Annotated in this window: 24 protein-coding genes; 19 read left to right on the top strand and 5 right to left on the bottom strand. The window is 67.8% G+C overall.

From position 1 onward, the window contains the following. Window positions 1–100: 100 nt before the first annotated feature. The 4 genes from JOD62_RS03230 to JOD62_RS03215 are packed head-to-tail and all read right to left on the bottom strand — an operon-like array spanning window position 101 to window position 4,878. Window positions 101–1,594 carry an MFS transporter gene (locus JOD62_RS03230; protein WP_204937883.1) on the bottom strand — a complete coding sequence of 498 codons (1,494 nt, stop codon included), beginning with the start codon at window positions 1,592–1,594 and terminating at the stop codon, window positions 101–103. A gap of 11 nt (window positions 1,595–1,605) precedes the next feature. Beyond that, window positions 1,606–3,030 carry a dihydroorotase gene (locus JOD62_RS03225; protein ID WP_204937882.1) on the bottom strand — a complete coding sequence of 475 codons (1,425 nt, stop codon included), beginning with the start codon at window positions 3,028–3,030 and terminating at the stop codon, window positions 1,606–1,608. A gap of 1 nt (window position 3,031) precedes the next feature. Continuing rightward, window positions 3,032–3,937 carry an acetamidase/formamidase family protein gene (locus JOD62_RS03220; RefSeq protein WP_204937881.1) on the bottom strand — a complete coding sequence of 302 codons (906 nt, stop codon included), beginning with the start codon at window positions 3,935–3,937 and terminating at the stop codon, window positions 3,032–3,034. Next, window positions 3,937–4,878: a branched-chain amino acid transaminase gene (locus JOD62_RS03215; RefSeq protein WP_204937880.1), complete on the bottom strand. Its 942-nt coding sequence runs from the start codon at window positions 4,876–4,878 to the stop codon at window positions 3,937–3,939. The genes JOD62_RS03220 and JOD62_RS03215 overlap by 1 nt, the downstream gene beginning before the upstream one ends. A gap of 351 nt (window positions 4,879–5,229) precedes the next feature. Between JOD62_RS03215 and JOD62_RS14805 the strand changes: the two genes are divergently transcribed. The 16 genes from JOD62_RS14805 to JOD62_RS03135 all read left to right on the top strand — a co-directional run bounded on the left by JOD62_RS14805 (window position 5,230) and on the right by JOD62_RS03135 (window position 18,011). Next, on the top strand, window positions 5,230–6,072 hold the full coding sequence (locus JOD62_RS14805; RefSeq protein WP_204937879.1) for an ABC transporter permease: 843 nt from the start codon (window positions 5,230–5,232) through the stop codon (window positions 6,070–6,072). After that, window positions 6,069–6,926 (top strand): ABC transporter ATP-binding protein, encoded by an 858-nt coding sequence (locus tag JOD62_RS03205; protein ID WP_204937878.1) that lies wholly within the window; start codon window positions 6,069–6,071, stop codon window positions 6,924–6,926. Before JOD62_RS14805 ends, JOD62_RS03205 begins: the two co-directional genes overlap by 4 nt. A 1-nt stretch (window position 6,927) precedes the next feature. Continuing rightward, window positions 6,928–7,755: an ABC transporter ATP-binding protein gene (locus tag JOD62_RS03200; protein WP_204937877.1), complete on the top strand. Its 828-nt coding sequence runs from the start codon at window positions 6,928–6,930 to the stop codon at window positions 7,753–7,755. Next, window positions 7,752–8,819, top strand: coding sequence for an ABC transporter permease (locus JOD62_RS03195; RefSeq protein WP_204937876.1), 1,068 nt, complete (start codon window positions 7,752–7,754; stop codon window positions 8,817–8,819). The genes JOD62_RS03200 and JOD62_RS03195 overlap by 4 nt, the downstream gene beginning before the upstream one ends. Before the next feature lie 48 nt (window positions 8,820–8,867). Then, window positions 8,868–9,131: a hypothetical protein gene (locus JOD62_RS03190; RefSeq protein WP_204937875.1), complete on the top strand. Its 264-nt coding sequence runs from the start codon at window positions 8,868–8,870 to the stop codon at window positions 9,129–9,131. Further along, window positions 9,085–9,693 (top strand): MBL fold metallo-hydrolase, encoded by a 609-nt coding sequence (locus tag JOD62_RS03185; RefSeq protein ID WP_204937874.1) that lies wholly within the window; start codon window positions 9,085–9,087, stop codon window positions 9,691–9,693. The genes JOD62_RS03190 and JOD62_RS03185 overlap by 47 nt, the downstream gene beginning before the upstream one ends. An 8-nt stretch (window positions 9,694–9,701) precedes the next feature. Then, a complete protein-coding gene (locus tag JOD62_RS03180) occupies window positions 9,702–10,517 on the top strand; it encodes an MBL fold metallo-hydrolase (RefSeq protein ID WP_204937873.1) in 816 nt (271 codons plus the stop codon). A gap of 69 nt (window positions 10,518–10,586) precedes the next feature. Beyond that, window positions 10,587–12,194, top strand: coding sequence for an ABC transporter substrate-binding protein (locus JOD62_RS03175; RefSeq protein WP_204937872.1), 1,608 nt, complete (start codon window positions 10,587–10,589; stop codon window positions 12,192–12,194). Window positions 12,195–12,269: 75 nt separating this feature from the next. Beyond that, complete coding sequence (locus tag JOD62_RS03170) at window positions 12,270–12,941, top strand: cysteine hydrolase family protein (RefSeq protein ID WP_204937871.1); 672 nt, start codon at window positions 12,270–12,272, stop codon at window positions 12,939–12,941. A 26-nt stretch (window positions 12,942–12,967) separates the two neighbouring features. Further along, window positions 12,968–13,684: an MBL fold metallo-hydrolase gene (locus tag JOD62_RS03165; protein ID WP_204937870.1), complete on the top strand. Its 717-nt coding sequence runs from the start codon at window positions 12,968–12,970 to the stop codon at window positions 13,682–13,684. Next, window positions 13,681–14,499, top strand: a complete 819-nt coding sequence (locus tag JOD62_RS03160; RefSeq protein ID WP_204937869.1) for an MBL fold metallo-hydrolase — start codon at window positions 13,681–13,683, stop codon at window positions 14,497–14,499. Before JOD62_RS03165 ends, JOD62_RS03160 begins: the two co-directional genes overlap by 4 nt. Before the next feature lie 78 nt (window positions 14,500–14,577). Continuing rightward, a complete protein-coding gene (locus JOD62_RS03155; protein WP_204937868.1) occupies window positions 14,578–15,498 on the top strand; it encodes a polysaccharide deacetylase family protein in 921 nt (306 codons plus the stop codon). Further along, the gene (locus tag JOD62_RS03150; protein WP_204937867.1) at window positions 15,495–15,896 is read left to right on the top strand and encodes a cupin domain-containing protein; all 402 of its coding nucleotides are present in this window, start codon (window positions 15,495–15,497) and stop codon (window positions 15,894–15,896) included. The genes JOD62_RS03155 and JOD62_RS03150 overlap by 4 nt, the downstream gene beginning before the upstream one ends. Before the next feature lie 5 nt (window positions 15,897–15,901). Continuing rightward, window positions 15,902–16,627, top strand: coding sequence for an aldolase/citrate lyase family protein (locus JOD62_RS03145; RefSeq protein WP_204937866.1), 726 nt, complete (start codon window positions 15,902–15,904; stop codon window positions 16,625–16,627). Between the two features lie 32 nt (window positions 16,628–16,659). Then, entirely contained in the window at window positions 16,660–17,277 is a 618-nt protein-coding gene (locus tag JOD62_RS03140) for a cupin domain-containing protein (protein WP_204937865.1), read from the top strand. Window positions 17,278–17,285: 8 nt separating this feature from the next. Next, entirely contained in the window at window positions 17,286–18,011 is a 726-nt protein-coding gene (locus JOD62_RS03135) for a maleate cis-trans isomerase family protein (protein WP_204937864.1), read from the top strand. A 62-nt stretch (window positions 18,012–18,073) separates the two neighbouring features. On the opposite strand, the gene JOD62_RS03130 is transcribed toward JOD62_RS03135, so the two are convergent. Continuing rightward, window positions 18,074–18,964 (bottom strand): polysaccharide deacetylase family protein, encoded by an 891-nt coding sequence (locus tag JOD62_RS03130; protein ID WP_204937863.1) that lies wholly within the window; start codon window positions 18,962–18,964, stop codon window positions 18,074–18,076. 105 nt (window positions 18,965–19,069) lie between these two features. Here JOD62_RS03130 and JOD62_RS03125 point away from each other — a divergent pair, with 105 nt between their 5' ends. Genes JOD62_RS03125 through JOD62_RS03115 form a run of 3 tightly spaced genes read left to right on the top strand, consistent with a single transcriptional unit; the run spans window position 19,070 to window position 22,021 of the window. Next, window positions 19,070–20,449 (top strand): amidohydrolase family protein, encoded by a 1,380-nt coding sequence (locus JOD62_RS03125; protein ID WP_204937862.1) that lies wholly within the window; start codon window positions 19,070–19,072, stop codon window positions 20,447–20,449. Continuing rightward, window positions 20,446–20,634 (top strand): hypothetical protein, encoded by a 189-nt coding sequence (locus JOD62_RS03120; RefSeq protein ID WP_204937861.1) that lies wholly within the window; start codon window positions 20,446–20,448, stop codon window positions 20,632–20,634. The genes JOD62_RS03125 and JOD62_RS03120 overlap by 4 nt, the downstream gene beginning before the upstream one ends. Continuing rightward, a complete protein-coding gene (locus JOD62_RS03115; RefSeq protein WP_204937860.1) occupies window positions 20,627–22,021 on the top strand; it encodes an amidase in 1,395 nt (464 codons plus the stop codon). The genes JOD62_RS03120 and JOD62_RS03115 overlap by 8 nt, the downstream gene beginning before the upstream one ends. Window positions 22,022–22,085: the final 64 nt, after the last annotated feature.

Below are 22,085 nucleotides of genomic sequence, written 5' to 3'. Positions count from 1 at the left end.
CGCGGAGGGCTTCGTGCCCCTTTTTCGGGCACCGGTGCCGTGGCAGCCGGACACATCCAGCATAGCGAGTGGCGCGCCGCACGGCGGCTGGCTGCGAGTCTCAGTCATGGCCGTCGGCGAGCGGGCGCCGCTCCAACGCGATGATCATGATCATCGCCAGGAATGCCAGCGGGGCGAGGAACAGGAACAGGGGAGGGATCGCCACCGCATACGCCTCGGCGATGGCGTCTCGATACGGGGCGGAGAGTGCCGCCAGGTCTTCCGGAGCGATCGCGGCGAACGACAGGCCGTCGGGGGCGCTCAGCGCCCGCGCCTGCAGTGCGTCGGTCATCGCAGTGCTGAGCCGTGCAGCGATCGCCACACCGATGAGCGAGATGCCCATGGTCGCGCCCGCCTGGCGGACGAAGTTGTTGGCGGCGGTCGCGACGCCGATGTTGCGCGCGGGGATCGCGTTCTGCGCGAGCAGGGTGAGCAGCAGCACGTTCGTGCCGATGCCCGCGCCGAGCAGAGCCGCAGAGAGCGCGAGCTGCAGGGGAGTGGAGTCGGCGGTGAGCGTGCCGAGGAGGATCAGGCCGACACCGACGACACCTGCGCCGACGGCGGGGATGAGGATGTAGCGGCCGGTGCGGGTCACGGCGAAGCCGGTGAGAGTGGATGCCGCGACGGTCGCGACGATCATCGGCAGCAGGAGTGTTCCGGCCTGGAAGGCGGAGAGCCCGAGAACCATCTGCGCGAACGTGGGCAGATACGCCAGGACCACGAAGGAGGAGACGCCGCTGCACAGCATGCCGGCAACCGTGGCGAGCACGAACGTCCGGCTGCGGAAGAGCACCCCGGGAAGAACCGGCTGCTCCGCGCGGCGTTCGGCGAAGACCAGGGCGAGGATCGCGCCGATGCCGATCGCCGCGGTCATCCAGGACCACTCGGGCGAGAGCGAGCCTGACGTCGCGGTCACGAGTGCCGTCGTCGCGATGCACAGGAGCATCATGCCGGCGAGGTCGGGTGCGAGCCGCTGCGTGGAGGGCGCATCGCGGGGGATGAAGCGGAGGCTGAGCAGCATCGCGACGACGACGAGCGGAAGAGTGCCCCAGAACAGCCAGCGCCAGCCGGGACCGTCGGTGAGCCATCCACCGATGAGCACACCGCTCGTCGTCGCGATCGCCCAGACCGACCCGAAGGCGCCCGCGTACTTGGCACGCTCGCGAGCGGGTACGGAGGCCGCCATGATCGTCTGCGTCAGCACCATGACCGCCCCGCCGCCCGCGCCCTGGATGAGTCGGGCGATGATGAGCGCATCGAGATTCCAGGCGAGGCCGCCGAGCAGCGTGCCGGCGGCGAAGATCGCGCTCGCGCCCAGAAGGAGCCCCCGCCGATCGACGACGTCAGCGAGGGCTCCGGCCAGGGGCATCGTCAGCGCCGTGGTCAATACGAACGCTGCCGAGATCCAGCCGATGCGATCAAGACCGCCGAGCTCCGCCACGATCGTGGGCAGCGCGGTGTTGAGCACCGTCTGGTTGAACGAGACCACCAACATCGAGGCCATGAGGCACACGACGAGCATGCGCACCGAGCGCGGTGCTGCGGGTGCGCTCATGGCTGCACCGATCAGCAGGCCGGGCGGTTCAGCACGTCGGAGGAGACGCGCTGCTTCTGCAGTTCTCCGCGCGGTCCGAGCAGCAGGGTGCCGTCCTCGACCATGACCTCACCGCGCAGGATCGTCAGCGTGTTCCACGCCCGGGCGCGGTACCCCTCCCAGGGCGAGTAGTCCGCCTCGTGCAAGTCGGCGGCCGTGACACGACGGTCGACGTTGGTGTCGAGCACGGCGAGATCGGCGTCGCTGCCGACGGCGATGGCCCCCTTGCGCGGGTACAGGCCGAGGATCTTGGCCGCGTTCGCCGAGGTCAGGTCGACGAAGCGCGTGAGCTCCAAGCCGCGGTCGGCGACACCCTCGGTGTACGCGACCGCCATGCGCATCTCGACGCCGGCGTGGCCGCCGGTGGCGTCGTAGATCGTGTTGCCGCGGGTCTTCACGTCGAAGTCGGTGCACACTCCGTCGGTTGCCAACGTGCTGAGCGTGCCGTCGATGAGCGCGGGCCACATGTCGTCGCGGTCGTCGGCATCCTTCAGAGACGGGTAGGTGTGGTAGATCGCGCCGTGCGGCTCGCGGTAGTTCTCGGCGGAGAAGTAGGCGTAGTGCGGAAGGATCTCGCCGTAGATCGGCGCGCCCTCGCCGCGGGCGTCGCGGATCGCGCGGATGCCGTCGTTGGCGCTGACGTGCATGAGATAGATGGCCGCTCCGACGTGCCGGGCCAGCGTGATCGCACGCTGGAACGAGAGTCGTTCGGAGAGCACGTTGTGCGCGTGGTGCATGTGATCGATGCCGATCGTGCCCGCACGCTTCAGCCGCTTGTAGGAGTACATGACGATGTCATCGTCTTCGGCGTGCACGGCGAGCATGGCGCCGGCCGCGGCGGTCTGCTCCATGATTCCCCACATGGTGCCGAGGTCGGTCTTCTGGTGCGGACGCGTGGGAGTCGTGTTGGTCATCCACACCTTGTAGCTGCCGTGGCCGTTCGCGACCGCATCCGGAATCTGCTCGAGCACCTCGAAGGGCACCTCGGGCTCTTTGAATGTGCCGTGCAGCGCGAAGTCGGTGTAGGTCTGGCCGTTCCACTCCGCGGCCTTGCGCTGGAAGGAATCCTCCAGATCGTCGCCCGGCTGCCAGTGGGCGAAGTCGACGAGTGTGGTGGTGCCACCGTAGATCGCTCCTTCGCTGACCCGGTCGGCGCCGAAGCACTTGATGCCGCTCTCGGCGGCGGTGGGCAGCACCGAGTTGGTGTGCACATGAGGGTCGACCCCGCCCGGGACGACGAGCTTGCCTGTGACGTCGATGACGCGGGCGGCGGAGTCGAGTGGAGTGGTGCCGGCGAGGGCGAGCGCTGCGATCTTGCCGTCCTTGATGGCGAGGTCGAGGCGTTCGGCGCCGGCGGGCGTGACGACGAGTCCGCCAGTGAGCAGCAGATCGAACATGTCAGTCCTCTTTTCGTTCGAAGGGGGAGGTGCGCAGGTAATGCGCGGGGAGCGAGACCTTGACGCTCTTGCGGGCGTTGACGAGCTGCGAGACCGCGACATCCGCCGCGGCCGAGAGGAACATCGCCGTGCGCTCGCGGGTCCATCCGCGGTCTGCCTGGATGATGGTCATGGTCTCGTCGAGGGCCACGGTGGCGGCCTCATCGAGGTCTTCGCCGTCGCCGAGCACGATCATGCGGTCCTCTGCGAAGACCACGGGGCCGCGTACCGGTGCCGGCCGCACGATCTGGCAGGACAGCTCGATAGCGCCTTCCATCTCGACGCCCGTCAGCGAGCACTCGCCGTCGCCCTGCACCGCGTGCAGGTCGCCGGCGTAGAGCCGGCCACCGGAGAGCTGAGCGGTGAGGAAGACGGAGGAACCTGCGATGATGTCGCGGCAGTCCATGTTGCCGCCGTAGCGTCCGACGGTCGACGAGCTGGGGCTGTGATCGTGCGGAGCGAAGCCGAGCTTGCCGATCATGGGGCGGATCGGGATGCGCACGCCCTCCTCGAACTCGGCGAAGCCGTCGCGGATCGGCACGATGTGCCCATCCATCCGGAGGGGCTCTCCGAATCCGCCGCGGCCCGGCATCGTGACCATGGCGCCGCGGTCGGCCAGGTGGATCTCGTGCACGTCGATGCGCACGAGGTCCCCGGGCTGAACGCCGTCGATCTCGATCGGACCCGTGACCGGGATGCCCAGAGTCGTGTAGTCGTCGGTCTGCTCGAAGAGCCCGTCGGTGAGCAGACTGCGCGCCTCGACGCGGAAGCGCTCACCCGGCGCGACACGCAGCACGGGCTCGGCCGTAGGGTCGAACTCCGCGCGCGCGTGCAGGTAACCCGCGTGCGCGTGCGTGGACGCGCTCATCAGCGAGCGGTGCCGTAGACCGGGATGACCCAGTCGCGGAAGGAATCGAGCTGACCGCGCACCGCCTGCTGGTAGAGACCCTGCAGCTGCGCGGTGATCTCACCGGGCTGCGAGCCGTCGCCGATGGGCGTGCGGTCGACCGACTTCACATGGTTGACCTCGGCGGCGCTGCCGCAGACGAAGATCTCGTCGGCCGAGTACAGCTCCGTGCGGTCGATGGGGCGGATGTCGATCTCGAGCCCGAGCTCCTTCTGCGCGAGCTGGATGACGCTGTCGCGGGTGATGCCTTCGAGGATGCTCTCAGTCGACGGTGGCGTGCAGAGTCGGCCCTGGCGCACCATGAAGACGTTGTAGCCGGCGCCTTCGGCGACGTGCCCGTTCTCGGTGAGCAGGAGCGCTGCACCGTAGCCATTGCGGCGTGCTTCGAGCAGAGCGAGGCGGCCGTTCTGGTAGTTGGCGATCGACTTCACGCGCGGGGGCATGGCGCGGTCGGAGAGGCGGGCCCAGCTGCTGATCTGCACGTCGAGTCCCGTGGCGCCGAAGTAGTTGCCCATGGGGATGGCGGCCATGTAGACGGTCGAGGGGCCCGTGTCGTCGGGCTTGCCGTCGGCGGAATCGACGAACACCTGGGCGCGCATGTGGAGGTTCGAGCGCAGGTCGTTCGCACGGACGAGTCCGAGCAGCTGCTCGGTGAGCTCGTCGATGTCGGTCGGGCCTTCGATCTCGACGACTCTCATGGAGTCGAGCAGACGGCGCATGTGGTCCTGCACGCGGAAGGCGTACAGCTCGCCCTCTTCTTCGCTCCAGTAGGCGCGGAAGCCCTCGAAGACGCCGACGCCGTACTTCATGCTCGTGCTCAGCACGTGCAGTCGCGCGTCCGCGTAGTCGATGAGCTCGCCATCATGCAGCAGGTAGCGAACCGGGGAAGAAGCGGTAGACATCGTTGTGCACCATCCAGTCTGTCTTCATTGAAGCAAGGTTGACATCACCATAATGAAGATGAGGCGGCGCAAAGTCAATCTTCAGTGAAGAAGTGAAGACTCGGATGTGGGAGAGTTTGCGACAGATTGCTGAAATTCCGCGCATGATATGAAATCACTCTTGACTACTCGATGAAGAGAGCCTTCAATAAAGTGATGATCCTTCACGGGGTCGCCATGACGACGAAGTCAACCAGGAGCATTCATGTCAGAACAGTCGCTGTCCGTCGTGCTCGCTCTGAGCCCCCGAACTCTCGGCGGTATCAGATGAGTGTCCAGGGTATCCCACACACCTCTCCCAGCATGCGGGCGGTGCGCTGGAGCCGTCGCGGACGACTGCGCCTGCGCGGCAACTGGAACATCGTGGCCGTCACGATCGCCGTTGCGGTCGTCGTCGGACTTCCGCTGCTCGCGATGATCGGCCCCTATCCGGTGGACCCCCTTCGTCCGGACCCGAACGCGATCAGCCTGCCACCCAGCCCCACGCACTGGTTCGGCACGGACGGCAACGGCATGGACGTCTTCTCCCGCACGATCGAAGCCGCCAAGCTCGACGTGCCGATCTCGGTGGCAGCGACACTTCTCGCGCTCGTCGTCGGTGTTCCGATCGGGCTGTTCGCCACAGCCGGTAAGGTCGGCGACGCGGTCATGCGCGTCGTCGACGCCTTCGCCGCCCTGCCGATCATCGTGATCGCGATCGTCGCCATCCAGCTCATGGGCGGCGGCGCGTGGAATGTGATCCTCGCCATTGCGATCGTCGGGGCTCCGCGCTTCGTGCGTCTCACCCGGGCGTCAGCCCTCGCGCTGCGCTCCTCGCGCTACGTCGAGGCCGCTGTGGCGATCGGATGCTCGCCGGTCCGGGTCGCGTTCAATCACATCTTCCGCAACGCCTACGGCGTCGTGCTGGTGCAGGCCACACTGACGGCGGCCAATGCGCTCGGCACGATCGCCGCGCTGAACTTCCTGGGCGTCGGCGTCAGCCCGCCCACGCCCACCTGGGGCGCGATGATCAGCGATGGCGCGAGCATGCTCATTCGCGGGGAGTGGTGGGCCGCAGCCTTCCCGACCATCGCGATGTTGCTCGTGATCGCCTCCTTCAACGTGATCGCGGGAGCGATCGAGAACCGCATCGAGAGAGTGGAGACGGCGCGATGACCGCTGGGCTCGAGGTGACGGGACTCGTCACCGACTTCGTCAGCCGGCACCAGTCGATCCGGGCGCTCCATGGGGTGTCCTTCGAAGTGGGTGAGAGCGAGGTCGTCGGCATCGTCGGCGAATCCGGATCCGGAAAGTCGACCGTGGTCCGATCCATCATCAAGCTCCTGATGGCACCGGGACGCGTGACAGAAGGGCGGGTCGACTTCTACGGACAGCCGCTTCTCGACCTGCGCGAGCGCGAACTGCGCAAGATCCGCGGCAAGGACATCGGCTTCGTCGCGCAGAACCCGTTCAGCGCGCTGAACCCGGTGCTGCGCATCGAGAAGCAGTTCGAGAACATCGCCAAGGCGCACGACTTCCCGCGCAGCGAGCTGCGTCGCCAGGCGCTCGACCTGCTCGAGGCCACCGGCGTGAAGGACGCCGAGCGCGTGCTTGACGGCTACGCTCACGAACTCAGCGGAGGCATGGCGCAGCGCGTCGTGATCGCGATGGCGCTCTTCCTCAACCCTCGCCTCGTGATCGCGGACGAGCCCACGACCGCCCTCGACCTCACGGTGCAGCGGCAGGTGCTCGACACGCTGACGCGTCTCACGGTCGGCAGCGGGCGGTCGATGCTCATCGTCACGCACGACCTCGGCGTCGTCGCCAAGTACTGCGATCGCGTGCTCGTGATGTATCAGGGGCGTCTGGTCGAGCAGGGGCCGGTGTCACGGGTCTTCGTGACACCCGAGCACGAGTACACGGCATCACTGCTGGATTCGGTGGTCCGCCCCGAGGAGGCGCCGCCGGGCGGGACCTCGACCATCACGACCGTGGGCGCGCTCGGCGCCTTCGCCGGCAGGAGGAGCTGAGATGGCGCTCATCGAACTCACGGACGTCGTCAAGACGTTCCCCGGTCCGCACGGGACCACGAAGATTGCGGTCGACGGCGTCTCGCTCTCGGTCGAACGCGGTGACTGCCTCGGCGTGATCGGGGAATCAGGATCGGGCAAGTCGACCCTCGGACGTCTGCTGCTGCGCCTCTATGACGTCGACAGCGGATCGGTTGTGCTCGATGGTCAGGACATCAGCCGCCTCAGCAAGAGAGAGATGCGCCGTCACCGTCGTCACTGGCAGATCGTGTTCCAGGAGCCGTTCGCCTCGCTGAACCCGCGTCTCACGATCGGCCAGATCGTCGAGGAGCCGCTCATCGTGGCCGGCGACTACGGCAATCGCGCCGCGCGCCGGGAGCGCGTGATCGCGACGCTCGCCGAGGTCGGACTGCCTCCGGAGTTCCTCGACCGCCGTCCGGCCAACCTCAGCGGTGGGCAGCAGCAGCGCGTCGGCATCGCACGCGCGCTGGTGACGGATCCGTCGATCATCGTGCTCGACGAGCCGACGGCGTCGCTCGATCTGACGATTCGCGCCTCCGTCCTGCGGGTGCTCAACCGTCTGCGCGAAGCGCGCGGTCTGACCTACGTGTTCATCTCGCACGACATCGAGACAGTGCGTCACTTCTGCTCCGACGTCGTCGTCATGCACCAGGGACGCTTCGTCGAAGGCGGTCCCGCGCTCGAGGTGCTCGACGCGCCGCGCGAGGAGTACACCCGCAATCTCATGGGCGCGGCGATGCCGCCCATTCCGTATCAGGGCCGCGCGGCCGACCCGGACGCGCTCGACTCCGTCTCAGGAGCATCATGATCCGCTACATCCTGTCCCGCCTCCTGATCGCCGTCCTGCTGCTGTGGGGGCTGGTGACGCTGAGCTTCGCGCTCGTGTCGCTGCTGCCCGGTGATCCCGCGGTCGCACTGCTCGGCGAGTACGCGACCCCCGCCGATGTGGCTCGCATCAATGCGGAGCTCGGACTCGACAAGCCCTTCGTCGAGCGCTACTTCGACTACCTCTTCCGCACACTGCGCGGCGACCTCGGCACCTCGTTCTTCACCGGCAGCTCGGTGAGCGAGGAGCTGTGGACCCGACTGCCCAACACGCTCGTCTACCTGGTTCCCGGGCTCCTGCTCGCGCTCGTGATCGGTCTGGGCCTGGGTGCCATGGCTGCTTACCGCGCAGGACGCTTCGCTGACCGCTCGTTCACGGTCGTCGTCTCGATCCTGATGGCGATGCCCGAGTTCGTGCTCGCGCTGCTGCTGCTGTTCATCTTCTATCAGCAGCTGCAGATCGCTCCGGCTCCGCTGGGAATGCTCTCCGCGACGGACATCACCCCACCGAAGGTGACCGGGTGGCTGCCTGTCGATGCGGTCCTCGCGGGACAGTGGGGCACCCTCGGCTCGATCTTCAACCGCGCCGGCCTCCTGATCCTGACGCTCGGTCTGTTCTTCGCCGCGCCCTTCGGCAAGACGGTGCGCACGGGCCTCCTGCAGATCCTCAACTCGCCGCAGATCGAGTTCGCGAAGGCGTGCGGCCTGCGTCCCTCGCAGGTGTTCCGGTACGCGCTCACGGATGTGCGCGGCGCGTTGATGACGTACATGGTGCTCCTGTTCGCGGCAGCGCTCAGTGGCGCGGCGATCGTCGAGAGCGTGTTCTCGTGGCCCGGGGTCGGCGGATGGTCGCTCGACGGCGTGCTCAAGGGGGATGTCCCGGTCATCCAGGGCTTCGTGCTCGTGATGGGCGCGACCAGTCTGCTCGGATATGTGATCCTCGACGCACTCATCACTCTGCTCGACCCGCGCACGCGGGCGATTGCGGCCCCGTCGCGGCGGATGCGTGAGGCAGCGCCCGCGCCCGTGGTGGCCGTGGCCTCCTGACCCATATTCATCATTGACAGATTCCTGTCCCTTCAATAGATTGAAGACATGTTCAATAAAGTTCATGACGGTGGCCTGACCGTCCTCGGCGGGGCCTACGAGCTCAGCGACAATGTGAGCTGGGTGCCGCGCGGATCGACCGGATACCAGGCGTCCAACTGCTACCTCCTCAGCGAGGGCGACGCGCACCTCCTGATCGACTCCGGCATGGCTGTGCACGGCACGACCGTCCTCGACGACCTGGCCACCCTCATCGGCGAGGGTGGTGGCGTCTCGATGTTCTTCACCCGTCCCGAGATGGACTGCGTGTAACCTCGAGCCCATCGCACGTCGCTTCGACATCCTGCGCCTGTTCACCGGCGGCGTCATCAACCCGTTCGACGCCTTCGACGACGTCAGCCGGATCGCCCTTCGCGGGCGCCGGCAGCAGATCGACGGCACTCGCACGGTCGAAGGCGACGCACTGGAGCGTGCGATGAGCATCGAGGTCGCGCCGGGCCGCATCCTCGACGTGCAGTCGCCGCTGCTGCGACTGCTGCCCACGTTCTGGGGATGGGATGCCCGTACGGGCACCCTGTTCACCTCGGACACCTTCACGCACGGCGTGCTGGCGACCCCCGAGAGCTACCGCTTCATCGACGACACCGTCGAAGACGACACGACCGTCGAGCAGGTCGCCGCGCACCTCTTCGCCAAGTACGAGTGGCTGCCGCGGGCGACGAAGTACCCGCTGCGGGACTGGCTGGCCAGCACCTTCGAGGGCTACGAGCCCGAGGCCATCGCGCCCTCTCGTGGATCCGTCATCCGCGGGCGCGACGCTGTCCGCCGCCACCTCGACCTCATGTTGGCCGCACTGGCCGACGACGCCGCATAGGAGCATCCATGTCCAACATTGTCGAGACGATGGCCGATGAGTTTCCTCGTGAGATCTCACCGGGCGTGTTCTGGATGGGCGCCTGCCTGCCCTTCCACCTCTCCGACCGGGTGATCCACGGTCACAACTCGGCCTACGTGGTGCGCGGCACCGAGGCATCCGTGATCATCGACACCGGCAACCCGTCGAGCTGGCCCACCATCTCCGCCAAGCTCGACGACATCCTCGGTGATGAGCCGCTGACCTACGTCTTCCCGACGCACCCCGAGCTGCCCCACACCGGCAACCTCCCGCGGCTCGTCGAGAAGTACCCGAACGTCAAGGTCGTCGGCGACATGCACGACTACCACCTCTTCTACCCGCAGATCGTCGACAACCTGAACCCGCGTCTGCCGGGCGACCGGATCGATCTCGGCGGAGGGCAGGAGCTGCTCATCGTCGAGGCGATGATCCGCGACCTGCCGAACACGCAGTGGGCCTTCGCCACCGACGGCAAGGTGCTCTTCACCGCAGACGGATTCTGCTACATGCACCGTCCCGAGCTCGATGACGAGGACCCTCTGCACCTGCCTGGCGAATGCGCGCTCACCACCGACGAGCTGCGTGAGCCGATCGCCGTGGAGAACGCCGCGTTCTTCACGGGGAGCGCCCTGTACTGGGCGCGCTTCAACAACGACGCCGACCGGGTCTACGACCGCGTGCTCGGACTCGTCGACGAACTGGACGTGCGATTCGTCGCACCCACCCACGGCAACGTCATCACGAATGTGCGTGAGGTCGAGCCGATCATCCGAGCGGGCCACAAGCAGGCCTACCGCTACTAGCGGCGGGCACCGCTCACCATCGCTGTTCCCCTGTAGTCACCCATCCTGAGTACCAGAACGGAACCCGAAATGAACCGATCACGCCTGTGGGGCCTTGGTGTCCTCACCGTCGCGGCCGTCACCCTCGCCGGCTGCGCCGGCGGCGGCGCAGCGACACCCGACAGCAGTGCCCCCGCGAAGACCTTCGACAATGTTGTCGTGGCCGTGGGTGCGCTTCCCGACAGCCTCACTCCTTCGCCATGGGGCGGCAGTGCCTCGCACGTTGTGCTCACCGGGCTCGGCTCGCAGCTGCTCTCCTACGACCGCAGCGGCACCGATGAGGAGATCTGCGCCGACCCGTCGACGGAGGTCACGGGTCGCCTCGCGGAGAGCGCCGAGATCAACGAGGACGGCACCGGCGTCATCGTGAAGCTGAAGAAGCTCACGAGCCAGTGGGGCAACACCCTCTCGTCCGAGGACGTGGCGTGGAGCCTCGCGATCGGCATGATCCGCCAGCCTGTCATGAAGGGCACGCTCAAGAGCAGCGGCTTCGACGTCGACAACCTCACCACGATCATCGACGAGAGCACGATCCAGCTGAACACCACGGCGGCCACGTCCTTCACGCTCCAGTCGCTGCAGAACAATCTCTTCTTCATCCACGACAGCACCGAGGCGAAGAAGCACGCCACCGACGCCGACCCGTCGGCGAACGAGTGGCTGTCGAAGAACCTGGCCGACTACTCGGGCTGGGAGCTCGAGGAGTTCACGCCGGGAACGTCGCTCACGCTGACGGCCGACCCTGACTGGGAAGGCGAGCGCGGTGCCGTCAAGCGCCTCGTCGTCAAGGCGGCGCCGAACACCGCGACGCGCAGTCAGCTGATCGAGGCGGGGGAGGCGCAGGTCGCCGGTTCCTTCGAGTACGACCAGTACACGGCGCTCGCGAAGGCGCCCGGTGTCGAGGTTCTCGACTGCGCGAGCCAGACCCGCGACACGATGATGATGAACACCACGGCTGGCCCGCTCGCCGAACCCGAGGTGCGCCGTGCGATCTCGATGGCGATCGACCGTGAGGCACTCGTCAAGGGCGCGTACGCCGGCTACGGCACGCCTGCGGAGTCGATCTTCCCGATGGTGGATGGCTCGGAGGCCTACGCCTTCGACCCGAAGGCCGCCAAGAAGATGATCGCCGACGCCGGATTCCCCGACGGATTCGACATGGTGCTCAGCTACAGCGTCACCCGTCCCGGTCCCGTGGCCGCGCGCTCCGCTGTGCTGATCCAGTCGATGCTCGGCGAGGTCGGCGTGAAGGTGGAGCTGCAGAACATCGCCAGCTCGACCGACTTCTCGACCGCTCTGATCGACGGCCGCTATCAGGCGGCCCTGTACTCCGAGCCGATCGTGATCGCCGACCCGGCGTTCTACAGCTACGCGTTCTATGGCACGGGTGCCCCGAGCAACAGCACCGGCTGGTCGGATCCGCGCTTCGACGAGGCTCGGCTGGAGCTCGCCGCAACACCGCACGATGAGGCGGACGCTCGGCAGAAGCTGCTGGAGCAGATGGCGGGCTACCTCGACGAGGGTGCACCCATCATCTCGCTCGTCGAGACGAAGAACATGCTCGCCCGCGCGCAGGGCCTCACCGGAGCTGTTCCGTTCACGAACGGGCAGATCTACTTCAACGAGCTGAGCAAGTAGCACCACGTTTTCCCACCTCCGGTGCCGGTCGGTGACTTTCCCGGCCGGCACCGGGCTCGAAAGGAGCAGGACCCCATGATCGAGATCTGCGGCAAGCAGGTGCGCGACACCCTTGAAGAACTGCTGGACCCGAAGACCACCGGCCTCGTCGTGATCGACATGCAGAAGGGTGCCGTGTCGCCCGGAGGTGCGATCGGCGACTCCGGACACGACCTCAGCATGATGGCGGGCATCGCCGATCAGTGCGGTCGGGCGATCCGTGCCGCGCGTGCCGCGGGCGTGGAGATCTTCCACATCCGCGTCGAGAACCTTCCCGACGCCAAGAGCTCGCCGGCAGCGTGGCTGCGCACGCTCTACAAGACGGCGAACGGCCGCCCGATCGACCTCGGTCGCCTCAGCCTCAAGGGCGACCCGGCGACCGAGTTCGCAGAGCAGTGCCAGCCGGAGGGTGACGAGGTCGTCATCACGAAGCGCCGCCCGAGCGCCTTCACGAGCACCGAGCTGGCACTGCTGCTGCGCGCACAGGGCATCGAATCCGTGGCTCTCGTCGGCGTCTCGACCGGCGGATGCGTCGAATCGACCCTGCGCGACGCCGTGGCCAACGACTTCTACGCCATCCTCATCGACGACGCGGTCGGCGCGTACGACACCGTCGTGCACGATGCCGCGCTCACCGTCATGCGCGCCCGCCACGACTACTGCTCGCTCGACGAGGCCGTCGCCGTGTGGGAGAACGCCGCTCGCTGAGCGACGTCAGGAAGGCGGAGAAGACCGTGACAACGACGAGTGTGCACCGCATCGGCGGTGAGATCGCACTGGATCACACCGTGAGCTGGGCGCCTCCGGGCGCATCCGGTTCGCAGGAGGTGAGCGCGTACCTGGTGCGCGGCGCCTCCGGCGCGGTCCTCGTCGACACCGGGCTGCGCCTGCACGAGGACGCCGTGCTCGCGCAGCTCGCCGAACTGCTCGATCCGGGTCAGCCGCTCTCCGTGCTGCTGACACGCACCGAGATGGAGTGCTGCCTCAATCTGCCGGCGATCGAGGCCGCCTTCGGCCTCGACGCCGTCTGGTACACGGGCGGCATCACCGTTCCACGCAGCCATGCAGAGGTGCGTCGGGTGAGTGTGGAGCCCGGCACGTCCCAATGGGTGGAGCCGTATCCGGGACTGCGGCTGGAGCTGATCTCGCCGATGATGCGGCTGCTGCCGACGCTCTGGATGTACGAGCCCGAGACGGCATCGCTGCTGACCTCCGACGCGTTCACCCATGGCGGCGTCGATGGGCGCCCCGTCGAGTCGGGACTGCAGAAGTTCGCCTGGTTCACCAGGGCCGAGACGACGGCGATCGCCGCGCACGTGCGGCAGGTCGTCGAAGAGCGCCCGGTCGCCCTGATCGGCCCCGGCTACGGGTCGCCGTTCGAGGGCGCGAACACCGTCACCGCGCAGGCGCTCATGTTGGCGGCCGCGATCGAGAAGGTCGGTGTGAGATGACACAGCAGGATGCAGCGCCGCGGCGGATCGCCGACGGCGTGTACTGGCTGGGCGGGTGCCTGTCGGCCTTCGGGCACGGCGAAGAAGTGCACTATCACGTGTCGGCCTACCTCGTCATAGGCGCCGAGCGCTCGGCACTGATCGACACGGGCGATCCGGCGCACCGGGAGATCGTCATGGCGCAGCTCGCGCAGGCGCTCGGCGATCGCACGCTCGACTACATCGTTCCGACGCATCCGGAGATCCCGCACGCGGGCAACCTGCCAGCACTGCTGGAGCGCTACCCCGACGCGCAGATCGCGGGGGAGACCCGCGACTACCACCTGCACTTTCCCGAGTACGCCGACCGGCTGTGGCCCGTGGCAGCGCGGGAGAGGATCGATCTCGGCGGCCGGGAGCTGCTGCTGCTGCCGGCCTACATCCGCGACCTGGAGAACACGACGTGGGCCTGGGACTCCGGTGCCGGCGTGCTCTTCGTCTCCGACGGCTTCTCGTACATCCACGATGTGCCCGGCCCCGACGACGAGGACGACGAGCCCGTGCACCTGCCCGGCCAGTGCCGCCTCTACTCGGGCGAGATGCCGGAACCTCCGACGGTTGCGCAGGCGGCGTACGGTACGGGGCGCGCGCTGTACTGGACGAAGTTCGTCGACGTGAGCGACGCCTTCGCCGCGATCGAGAAGGTGCTCGACGAGCATCCGACATTCTTCATCGGCCCCGCACACGGCAACGTCATCGACGACGTTGCCGGGATGCTGCGGACCTCACTCGCAGCGCACCGCGCCGTGTACGTGGGGCGAGGACTCGGCCAGTGACGCAGAGCAGACAAGACATGCAGATTCCAGCGAAGCCGCAGAACGAACTGCGGGCTTCCAGAGGCGAAAGAAGAAACGATGCGTGATCTCATCGGATACGGGGAGAACCCCCCTGTGGTGGGCTGGCCGGGTGGCGCGAAGGTCGCCGTCTCGCTGGTGCTGAACTACGAGGAGGGGGCGGAGAGCGCGATCGCCGATGGTGATGCGCGCGACGAGGACATCTCGATCTTCGGTGGCTGGTCGGCCGACCCCACGAAGCGCAGCCTGATGAAGGAGTCCTTCTTCGAGTACGGCAGTCGGGTGGGCATCTGGCGCTACCTCGGCATGTTCCGCTCCTTCGGGGTGCGTTCGACTGTCATGGCCTGTGGTGCCGCGCTGGAGCGGAACCCCGAGGCAGCGCGGGCGATCGTGCGCGACGGGCATGAGATCTGCGGCCACGGCTACAAGTGGCGCGGTCTGGTCGGGATGACGCCTGACGAGCAGCGCACAGAGATCCGCACGGCGGTCGACGCCATCGAACGCGTCGCCGGCGTGCGCCCGCAGGGCTGGTACGTGCGCGAGGGGATCACGGAGGAGACCCGCGACATCCTCGTCGAGGAGGGCTTCCTCTACGACTCGAACTCGTACTCCGATGACCTGCCCTACTACGTCGAGACCGCACACGGCCCGCACCTCGTGGTGCCGTACTCGGGTGACACGAACGATGCCCGCTTCTGGGGCACCGGGAGCCTCGGCAGCCCGGATGACTTCTTCTCGGTGCTCAAGGACTCGCTGGACTGCCTGCTCGCTGAGGCCGAGGAGGTGCCGCGGATGATGTCCGTGGGCATCCATCTCCGCATCGGCGGCCGCCCCAGTGTGGCGATGGCGGTGCGCCGCTTCCTCGCGTACGCGCAGTCCCAGGAGGGCGTGCTGTTCGCGACCCGTGAGGAGATCGCGCGCTGGTGGCTGGAGCAGGCACCCGCCACGTCACCGCTGGCGGTCGAGGGGGCATCGCGATGACCGTCGACCTCACGAAGCTCGTGCACAACGCCGAGGACATCGGGTTCTCTGATCTGTCGAAGGTCGGGCTGCGCGGCCAGAAGGATGAGGGACAGGTCTGCACACTCATCTCGCGCGACCTCAGCGGCTCGGACGACCTCAACGTGAGCCTCGGGCGCATTCTGCCGGGGCAGCATCACCTCTGCCACCACCACCCGGATGCCTCGGAGTTCTACGTCGTGATCGCAGGGACGCCGATCGTGCACCTGAACGGCGTCGAGCATCGTGCGCGCCCGGGGGACGGCATCTACATCCCGCGCGGCACGAGCCACGGCATCACGAACGACACGGATGTGGTCGTCGAGTTGGTCGTGGGCATGAGCAAGCCCGCAGACTGGGAGTTCGTGTCGGACGAATGAGCGCCATGAACACCCCGCGTCCCGAAGTGGGCCTCATCACCGCCGACCCCACGCCGACGCTGCTCGGGCTGCTCGATGTGCTCGGCGTGGACTCGATCGTGATCGACGCCGAGCAGACCGGCATCACCGCCGCACAGTGCACGGATGCTGTGCAGCGGCTGGCGGGATCCGGCGTGCGGGTGGGTGTGCGTGTTCCGGAGCTGCGTGACGACTGCCTGCTCACCTTCGCGAATACCGGAGCTGATGAACTCGTGCTGCCGCGGGTGCGCTCCGTCTCCGAACTGGAGGCCGCGTACCGTGCGACCCGGTTCCCACCGCTCGGCGAGAGGCCCCGCCAGGTGTCTCGGGCCTCGCGTTACGGCACCGAGTACACGCACGTGCCGGTTCTCTCGGTGCTGTTCGAGACCGTCGAGGCCGTCGATGCCGTCCGGGAGTTCGCAGCTCATGAGCTTTTCGCAGGCGGATGGATCGGCCCGACCGACCTCGTCGATGACCTGGGTCGGCATGATCGGGCGGGTGAACTGGATGCACGTGTGCAGGATGTCATCGACGTGGTGGCCGGTGCGGGGCATCCGATCGGACTCCCGGCTCCCAGCGCGGCACGCGCTGGCGAGGTGCATGCGCGCGGCGCGAGCAGAAGCGCCATATATTGGGAGCGCGAAGTCACCGCCACGCTGCGTGCGCTCGTCGCCGCGCGGGGCACTGAGGCGCAAGGAAGCGCCCAGCTATAATGACGAACCGTCAGTGAAGTGAAGGGTTGACCGTGGACACCACTGCAGCGTCGAAGATCGTCGGCGAGGAGGGGCCTGATCGGGATTTCTGGATCACGCACCTGGGAGCGCAGCTCCGTGAGCAGCGTACGGGCCGCTTCACGGTGGAAGAGCTCGCAGAGCGCGCAGGGGTCAGCGCCGGTCTGATCAGTCAGATCGAGCGCGGCATCGGCAATCCCTCGTTCGCGACGCTGCTGCGCCTGGCGAACTCGCTCGACCTGCCGTTGGCGAGCATGTTCGCCAATCCCGAGCCCGACAACGACCACATGGTCGTGCGTCGCGCCGACCGGCGTCGCATCGAGATCCCGTCGCAGGGCATCATCATGGAGCTCATCGTTCCCGACTCCGAGCGCAAGCTCGGCGTCGTCAACATGACGATCCCGGCGCACTTCGACGGCGCTCTCGTGCCGCACTCGCATGAGGGAGAAGAGTGCGTGCTGGTGAGTTCTGGGCGCCTTGTCGCCACCGTCAGCGGGCGCGACTTCGAGCTCGAAGCCGGAGACAGCCTCACCTACGACGCCTCGCTTCCGCACTGGTGGAGCAACCGCACAGACTCGGCAGCCGTGATGCTGGCGATCTCGACCCCGCCGTCGCTCGGCCGCGCGCACTAGGTTTCTTGATGTCTGCTCCTGGCGCGACGACGCGCCTCGGTGTGCTCGTTCCGTCGTCGAACTCGAACGCCGAGTCGTCGATCCAGCGGATGCTCGCAGGTCGCGACGATGTGGCCGCGCACGTCACGCGCTTCCGCCTGCCGGCGTCGCTGGACGATCGCATCGATGCCGGTGTGCTCGGCGATGCGCCCGCGCTCATCGCAGATGTCGAACCCGATGCGGTGGCCTTTCACGGCACGTCGGGGTCGTGGACCGGGTTCGACGGTGACCGGGGTCTGTGTGACCAGCTCGCCGAGATCACGGGAGCACCCGCGACGACCGCGACGCTCGCGGTGCTCTCCGCGCTGCAGTCGCTCGGACTGCAGCGGGTCGGGCTGGTGTTTCCGGGGCCGCGTGAGATCGCAGAGCAGATCATGGCGCAGTACCGCACGGTGGGTGTGGACTTCGTGACGCTGTCCGCGCCGGGTGTCTCGCTCAGCAACCCTGAGATTGCCCGGGTCGACGAGTCTTGGATCGATGCTCTGATCCGCCCGGCGTTCGACGCCGACGCCCTCGACGGCGTCGTCTGCATCGGCACCAACCTGCGATCGGCCTACCGCGCCACGGGGTTCGAGGCGGAGTTCGGGATCCCCGTGATCGACAGCGCGACGGCGACCCTCTGGGAGATGCTCGCGTTGAGCGGTGCGGGCGCGGCGATCCCCGGCTGGGGACGCCTGCTCGCAGAAGCGCGCTGAGGTCGAGCGCGGTCACGCGCGCGCACTGGTGGCAGGCGCAGCATCCGCGGCTTGCTGCGCTGTCAGGCGGCGACGGCCGCCTGCCATGCGTCCACGATCTGTGCGCGGGGCGCGATCCACGCTATCGCTCCGGCTTCCGTGAGGAAGTCGTCGAGAGCCCGGATGTAGGCGGGGCGGCCGATGATGCGCGGGTGCAGGCCGACGCTGAGCACGGATGCTCCGGCACGGTCGTCTTCCTGGAGTTCGGCGAGCGCGCCGCTGAGGTAGGAGCGGAACGCCTGCGCGGTGGGGTACTGCGACAGCAGCGCGGAGTCGTTGGTGTCGCCCGCGTACGGCAGCACGGGAAGGGAGAGGCCGTCCGTCGCCGCGTGGGGCAGGTCGTCGTTGAAGCTGTTGGAGTCGTACAGCATGTCGGCGTCGAGCATGATCGCCCGGCTCTGCAGGGTGAGGCCGTCGCGGGAGTACCAGGTGGTCGCGCGCTCGCCGGTGAGCGCGGTGATCGCGTCGGCGGATGACAGGATGCGCTCGCGCTCTTCGACAGGGGAGAGGTGCGTGTGCACGTCCCACTGCCTGCCGTGATCGGCGATCTCGTGCCCGTCGCGCACGAGCGCGCGGGCGATCTGTGGGTTGGCTTCGAGCGCGGCGACGCAGCAGAACGCGGTCGCCGTCGCCCCGTGGCGGCGTAGCGTGCGCAGAACGCGCCAGATGCCCGCTCTGGCGCCGTACTCGAAAGCGGATTCGAGGTCCAGGTTGCGCTGGATCGGATGCGATGCGTGCCGTAGCCAGTGCCCGCCGAGGTCATCGGCGCTGTCCCCCCGGGCGATGCTGCGCTCTGCGCCCTCTTCGACGTTGATGACGAGAGACACGGCGACTCTGCTGCCGCCGGGCCAGGTGAAGACCGGCGGGTGCTCGCCGTAGCCGTGCATGTCGCGGGGAAGGGGATGTGCCGTCATGGGGTGCTCCGCAGGGTCAGGGCGTCGGTGCCATATGGCTATAGTGAAGCATCTTCGATAGAATGAATCTACCGTCTGAGAGGGCGGTCGTCGAGAGGAAGTGCGATGTCAATGTTGATTCGCGCGGGAGTCGTTGTTCCTGCCATCGGGGGCACCGTCGTCGAGAACGGTGCCGTCGTCGTCGAGCACGGTCGCATCACCGAGGTGCTCGATGCACGCGCTGCCGAGGCTGCTGTCACCGCCTTCGCCGGGGAGGCCATCGACGAGCCGCAGAGCGTGCTCATGCCGGGACTCGTGAACATCCACACGCACGGCGTCAGCCCTTCGCCGCTGTTCCCCAGCGGGTCCGCAGCACTTGCCGACGAGCGGTGGAGGGCGAACCTCGACCGTCATCTTCACGCAGGCACGACGACGGTTCTCAGTACGTGCGGCCTCGGCAGCATGGAGGAGATCCGCTACGCCGATGCGAACCACGCCGTGCACGTCCGAGCGGCCACAGCCCACACCCCGGGCGCGATCGACGCCGCCCGCGCCGCCGACGGCGCCGGTCTCACCGCCCGCCATCGCGTCCTCACAATCGAGGCGATGCTCGATGCGGGCGCCGTCGCGATCGGTGAACTCGGCGGAGGGCAGACGCTCGGCGGCGGAGGCCAGGACCTCGTGTATCTGCCGGCTGCGATTCGCGAGCGCACCGGAGGCGTCGTCACCCAGGCTCAGGCCCGCGCGTTGAAGGAAGCCGTGCTCGGCCGGTTCATGAGCGAGCGCCGCTATCGGCCTGAGGTGCTCGCCGCAGCCGCGGAGGAGGCGGCTATCACGGGCATCACGACAGAGGAGCTGCGAGAGCTCATCGTCGCGACGGTCATGCCGTCCGTCGGTCACGCCCGCGATGGCATCCGAGAGGGGATCGAGGCGGCACGCATCCTGGGTGTCCCTGCCCTCGTGCACAGTGCCTCGGCGTCGGCCGACCTCATCCGTTCGCTGCAGATGCAGCGCGATCCGCGACCGGCGACGATCATCGCAGGTCACGTCAACCACACCTCGCACACCGTGGAGGAGGCCGTCGCCCTGGCAGAGCTGGGACGCGAGTCCGGCTGGCATGCGGAGGCGAGCGTCTTTGACCTGCTCGAAGGGCGTGAGACCGTGCAGACCCGCGAGCACTGGGACGCGCTGATGGCGAGGCCCGGTCTCGTCGACGTGATCGCGACCGACTACGGGCACGACGGCCGCCACGACTCCCTCATCGCGGCTGTGCGCGACCTGGTCGACGCGGGGCACCGCACACTCGCGGAGGCCGTCGAGATGGTGACGTCCGCGCCCGCGGCGCTCATTCCGGGGCTCGTGCGGGGTGGTGCGATGCTGCGGGCCGGTGCGCCCGCGGACCTGCTGCTCACCCGCCGGGACGACCTGCGCCAGGTGCAGCGCGTCATCGTCGGAGGAGAGACCGTCGTCAGAGACGGCGCGGGTGCACTGGCTGGCTCCGCATGACCCTCACGCCGCTGGAGCGCGCCGTCGTCGCTGATCTGCTCGGTGCGGATCTGGCCGCCGTTGACGGGGAGGCGATCGCCGCCGCCGTGGGTGGGCTGCGCGCCGACACGGAGCTCTTCCGTGTGGAAGCGATGGTCCTTCTGGAGCGTGTGGGCGCCGACGTCGGGGGCTCGAGCGATGACTGAACTCTGGCGACTCGGCGTGGAGGATGCCGCCGAGGCGCTTCGCACCGGCGAGGTCACGAGCGTTGCTCTCGTGCAGGCGGCGCTCGACCGCGCGGACGAGACCGAGCACGTCGCGCACGCCTGGGCCTATCTCGACCGCGAGCCCGCTCTCGCCCAGGCGCGAGCGAGCGATCGCCGCCGCAGCGAGGGGGCGCCGCTCAGTCCTGTCGACGGTGTGCCGCTGGGGGTCAAAGACGTCATCGACGTTGCCGGGATGCCCACCGTGGCCGGCTCGGATTCGCTGCGACTGGCACCACCCGCCGCGAGCGACGCGGCGTCTGTCGCGCAGTATCGCGCGCACGGTGGCGTGCTGCTCGGCAAGACCCACACCTATGAGTTCGCCTTCGGGCAGGGGGAGCCGCCGACCCGCAATCCGCGCGATCCGCTGCGCTATCCCGGCGGATCGAGCATCGGCTCGGGAGTGGCGGTCGCGGTCGGATCCGCGCCGGCGACGCTCGGTACAGACACGGGCGGCTCGATCCGCAATCCCGCGTCCATCAACGGTCTCGTCGGACTCAAGCCGACAACAGGTCTCGTCTCCACGCAGGGCACGATCGCGATCAGCACGACCATGGATGCGATCGGTCCGCTCACGGCATCCGTCGACGGCTGCGCGTTCATCCTCGATGCGATCTGCGAACCGGAGGTGCGAGCGCAGGCGTTCGACGGGCCGATCACTGCGGCGGTGGAGCTAGCCCAGGGAGCGCGCCGCGTCGGAGTCGATCGCGGGATCTGGCGGCGATGGGGCGTGAGTGAGGCGCTGCAGGGGTCGACCCTCGCGGGACTCGCGCTGCTGGACGACGTCGAGATCGTCGAGATCGATCTCCCTTCGCTCGACCTCGCCCTGGTTGCAGGACTTCTCATCTCGCTGTCCGAATCCGTCGAGCAGCATCGCTCACGACTGCAGCGAGCCGCGGCGGACTACCTCCCCGGCACGCGCACGATGGTCGCCACGGGTGCGCTGATCGACGCTGACGACATAGCCCTTGCGCACCGGGTTCGCGCAGCCTTGCGGCACGAGATCGAGCGCACGCTGCAGACACACGGCCTCACGGCGTTGGCGTCGCCGACCCTTCCCGCGGCCGCACCGCTGCTGGCGACAATGGCGATGGAGCTGACCGACGCGCACGATGAGGACTCGCTCGGCAGCGCGCTGCGGATGCTCAGCGCCGCCAACCTCACAGGGCTGCCTGCGCTGAGCGTGCCGTGCACCGAGATCGACGGCCTGCCTGTCGGGCTGCATCTGCTCGGGGCGGCCTTCGCCGATGCGGAGCTGCTGGCCCTCGGGCGACGTGCCGAGAGGGCGATGTCGTGGCGCTCTCAGGTGCCGTTGGATCCGCGGGGCTGATCAGGGTTCTTCCCACCGAGCTCGTGTCAGAGTAGATGTCTGACTTCGACAGAACAGGCGGATG

This window comes from Microbacterium keratanolyticum (assembly GCF_016907255.1).
In the GTDB taxonomy this organism is placed as follows: domain Bacteria; phylum Actinomycetota; class Actinomycetes; order Actinomycetales; family Microbacteriaceae; genus Microbacterium; species Microbacterium keratanolyticum.
Note: the sequence above shows the minus strand (reverse complement) of the source record. Positions and strands in the feature narration are given on the sequence as shown.

What these genes read in the sequence shown, in the direction of transcription:
- JOD62_RS03230 (WP_204937883.1), bottom strand. Translation starts at nt 1,594, where the DNA reads ATGAGCGCACCCGCAGCACCGCGCTCGGTGCGCATGCTCGTCGTGTGC.
- JOD62_RS03225 (WP_204937882.1), bottom strand. Translation starts at nt 3,030, where the DNA reads ATGTTCGATCTGCTGCTCACTGGCGGACTCGTCGTCACGCCCGCCGGC.
- JOD62_RS03220 (WP_204937881.1), bottom strand. Translation starts at nt 3,937, where the DNA reads ATGAGCGCGTCCACGCACGCGCACGCGGGTTACCTGCACGCGCGCGCG.
- JOD62_RS03215 (WP_204937880.1), bottom strand. Translation starts at nt 4,878, where the DNA reads ATGTCTACCGCTTCTTCCCCGGTTCGCTACCTGCTGCATGATGGCGAG.
- JOD62_RS03205 (WP_204937878.1), top strand. Translation starts at nt 6,069, where the DNA reads ATGACCGCTGGGCTCGAGGTGACGGGACTCGTCACCGACTTCGTCAGC.
- JOD62_RS03200 (WP_204937877.1), top strand. Translation starts at nt 6,928, where the DNA reads ATGGCGCTCATCGAACTCACGGACGTCGTCAAGACGTTCCCCGGTCCG.
- JOD62_RS03195 (WP_204937876.1), top strand. Translation starts at nt 7,752, where the DNA reads ATGATCCGCTACATCCTGTCCCGCCTCCTGATCGCCGTCCTGCTGCTG.
- JOD62_RS03190 (WP_204937875.1), top strand. Translation starts at nt 8,868, where the DNA reads ATGTTCAATAAAGTTCATGACGGTGGCCTGACCGTCCTCGGCGGGGCC.
- JOD62_RS03180 (WP_204937873.1), top strand. Translation starts at nt 9,702, where the DNA reads ATGTCCAACATTGTCGAGACGATGGCCGATGAGTTTCCTCGTGAGATC.
- JOD62_RS03175 (WP_204937872.1), top strand. Translation starts at nt 10,587, where the DNA reads ATGAACCGATCACGCCTGTGGGGCCTTGGTGTCCTCACCGTCGCGGCC.
- JOD62_RS03170 (WP_204937871.1), top strand. Translation starts at nt 12,270, where the DNA reads ATGATCGAGATCTGCGGCAAGCAGGTGCGCGACACCCTTGAAGAACTG.
- JOD62_RS03160 (WP_204937869.1), top strand. Translation starts at nt 13,681, where the DNA reads ATGACACAGCAGGATGCAGCGCCGCGGCGGATCGCCGACGGCGTGTAC.
- JOD62_RS03155 (WP_204937868.1), top strand. Translation starts at nt 14,578, where the DNA reads ATGCGTGATCTCATCGGATACGGGGAGAACCCCCCTGTGGTGGGCTGG.
- JOD62_RS03150 (WP_204937867.1), top strand. Translation starts at nt 15,495, where the DNA reads ATGACCGTCGACCTCACGAAGCTCGTGCACAACGCCGAGGACATCGGG.
- JOD62_RS03145 (WP_204937866.1), top strand. Translation starts at nt 15,902, where the DNA reads ATGAACACCCCGCGTCCCGAAGTGGGCCTCATCACCGCCGACCCCACG.
- JOD62_RS03135 (WP_204937864.1), top strand. Translation starts at nt 17,286, where the DNA reads ATGTCTGCTCCTGGCGCGACGACGCGCCTCGGTGTGCTCGTTCCGTCG.
- JOD62_RS03130 (WP_204937863.1), bottom strand. Translation starts at nt 18,964, where the DNA reads ATGACGGCACATCCCCTTCCCCGCGACATGCACGGCTACGGCGAGCAC.
- JOD62_RS03125 (WP_204937862.1), top strand. Translation starts at nt 19,070, where the DNA reads ATGTCAATGTTGATTCGCGCGGGAGTCGTTGTTCCTGCCATCGGGGGC.
- JOD62_RS03120 (WP_204937861.1), top strand. Translation starts at nt 20,446, where the DNA reads ATGACCCTCACGCCGCTGGAGCGCGCCGTCGTCGCTGATCTGCTCGGT.
- JOD62_RS03115 (WP_204937860.1), top strand. Translation starts at nt 20,627, where the DNA reads ATGACTGAACTCTGGCGACTCGGCGTGGAGGATGCCGCCGAGGCGCTT.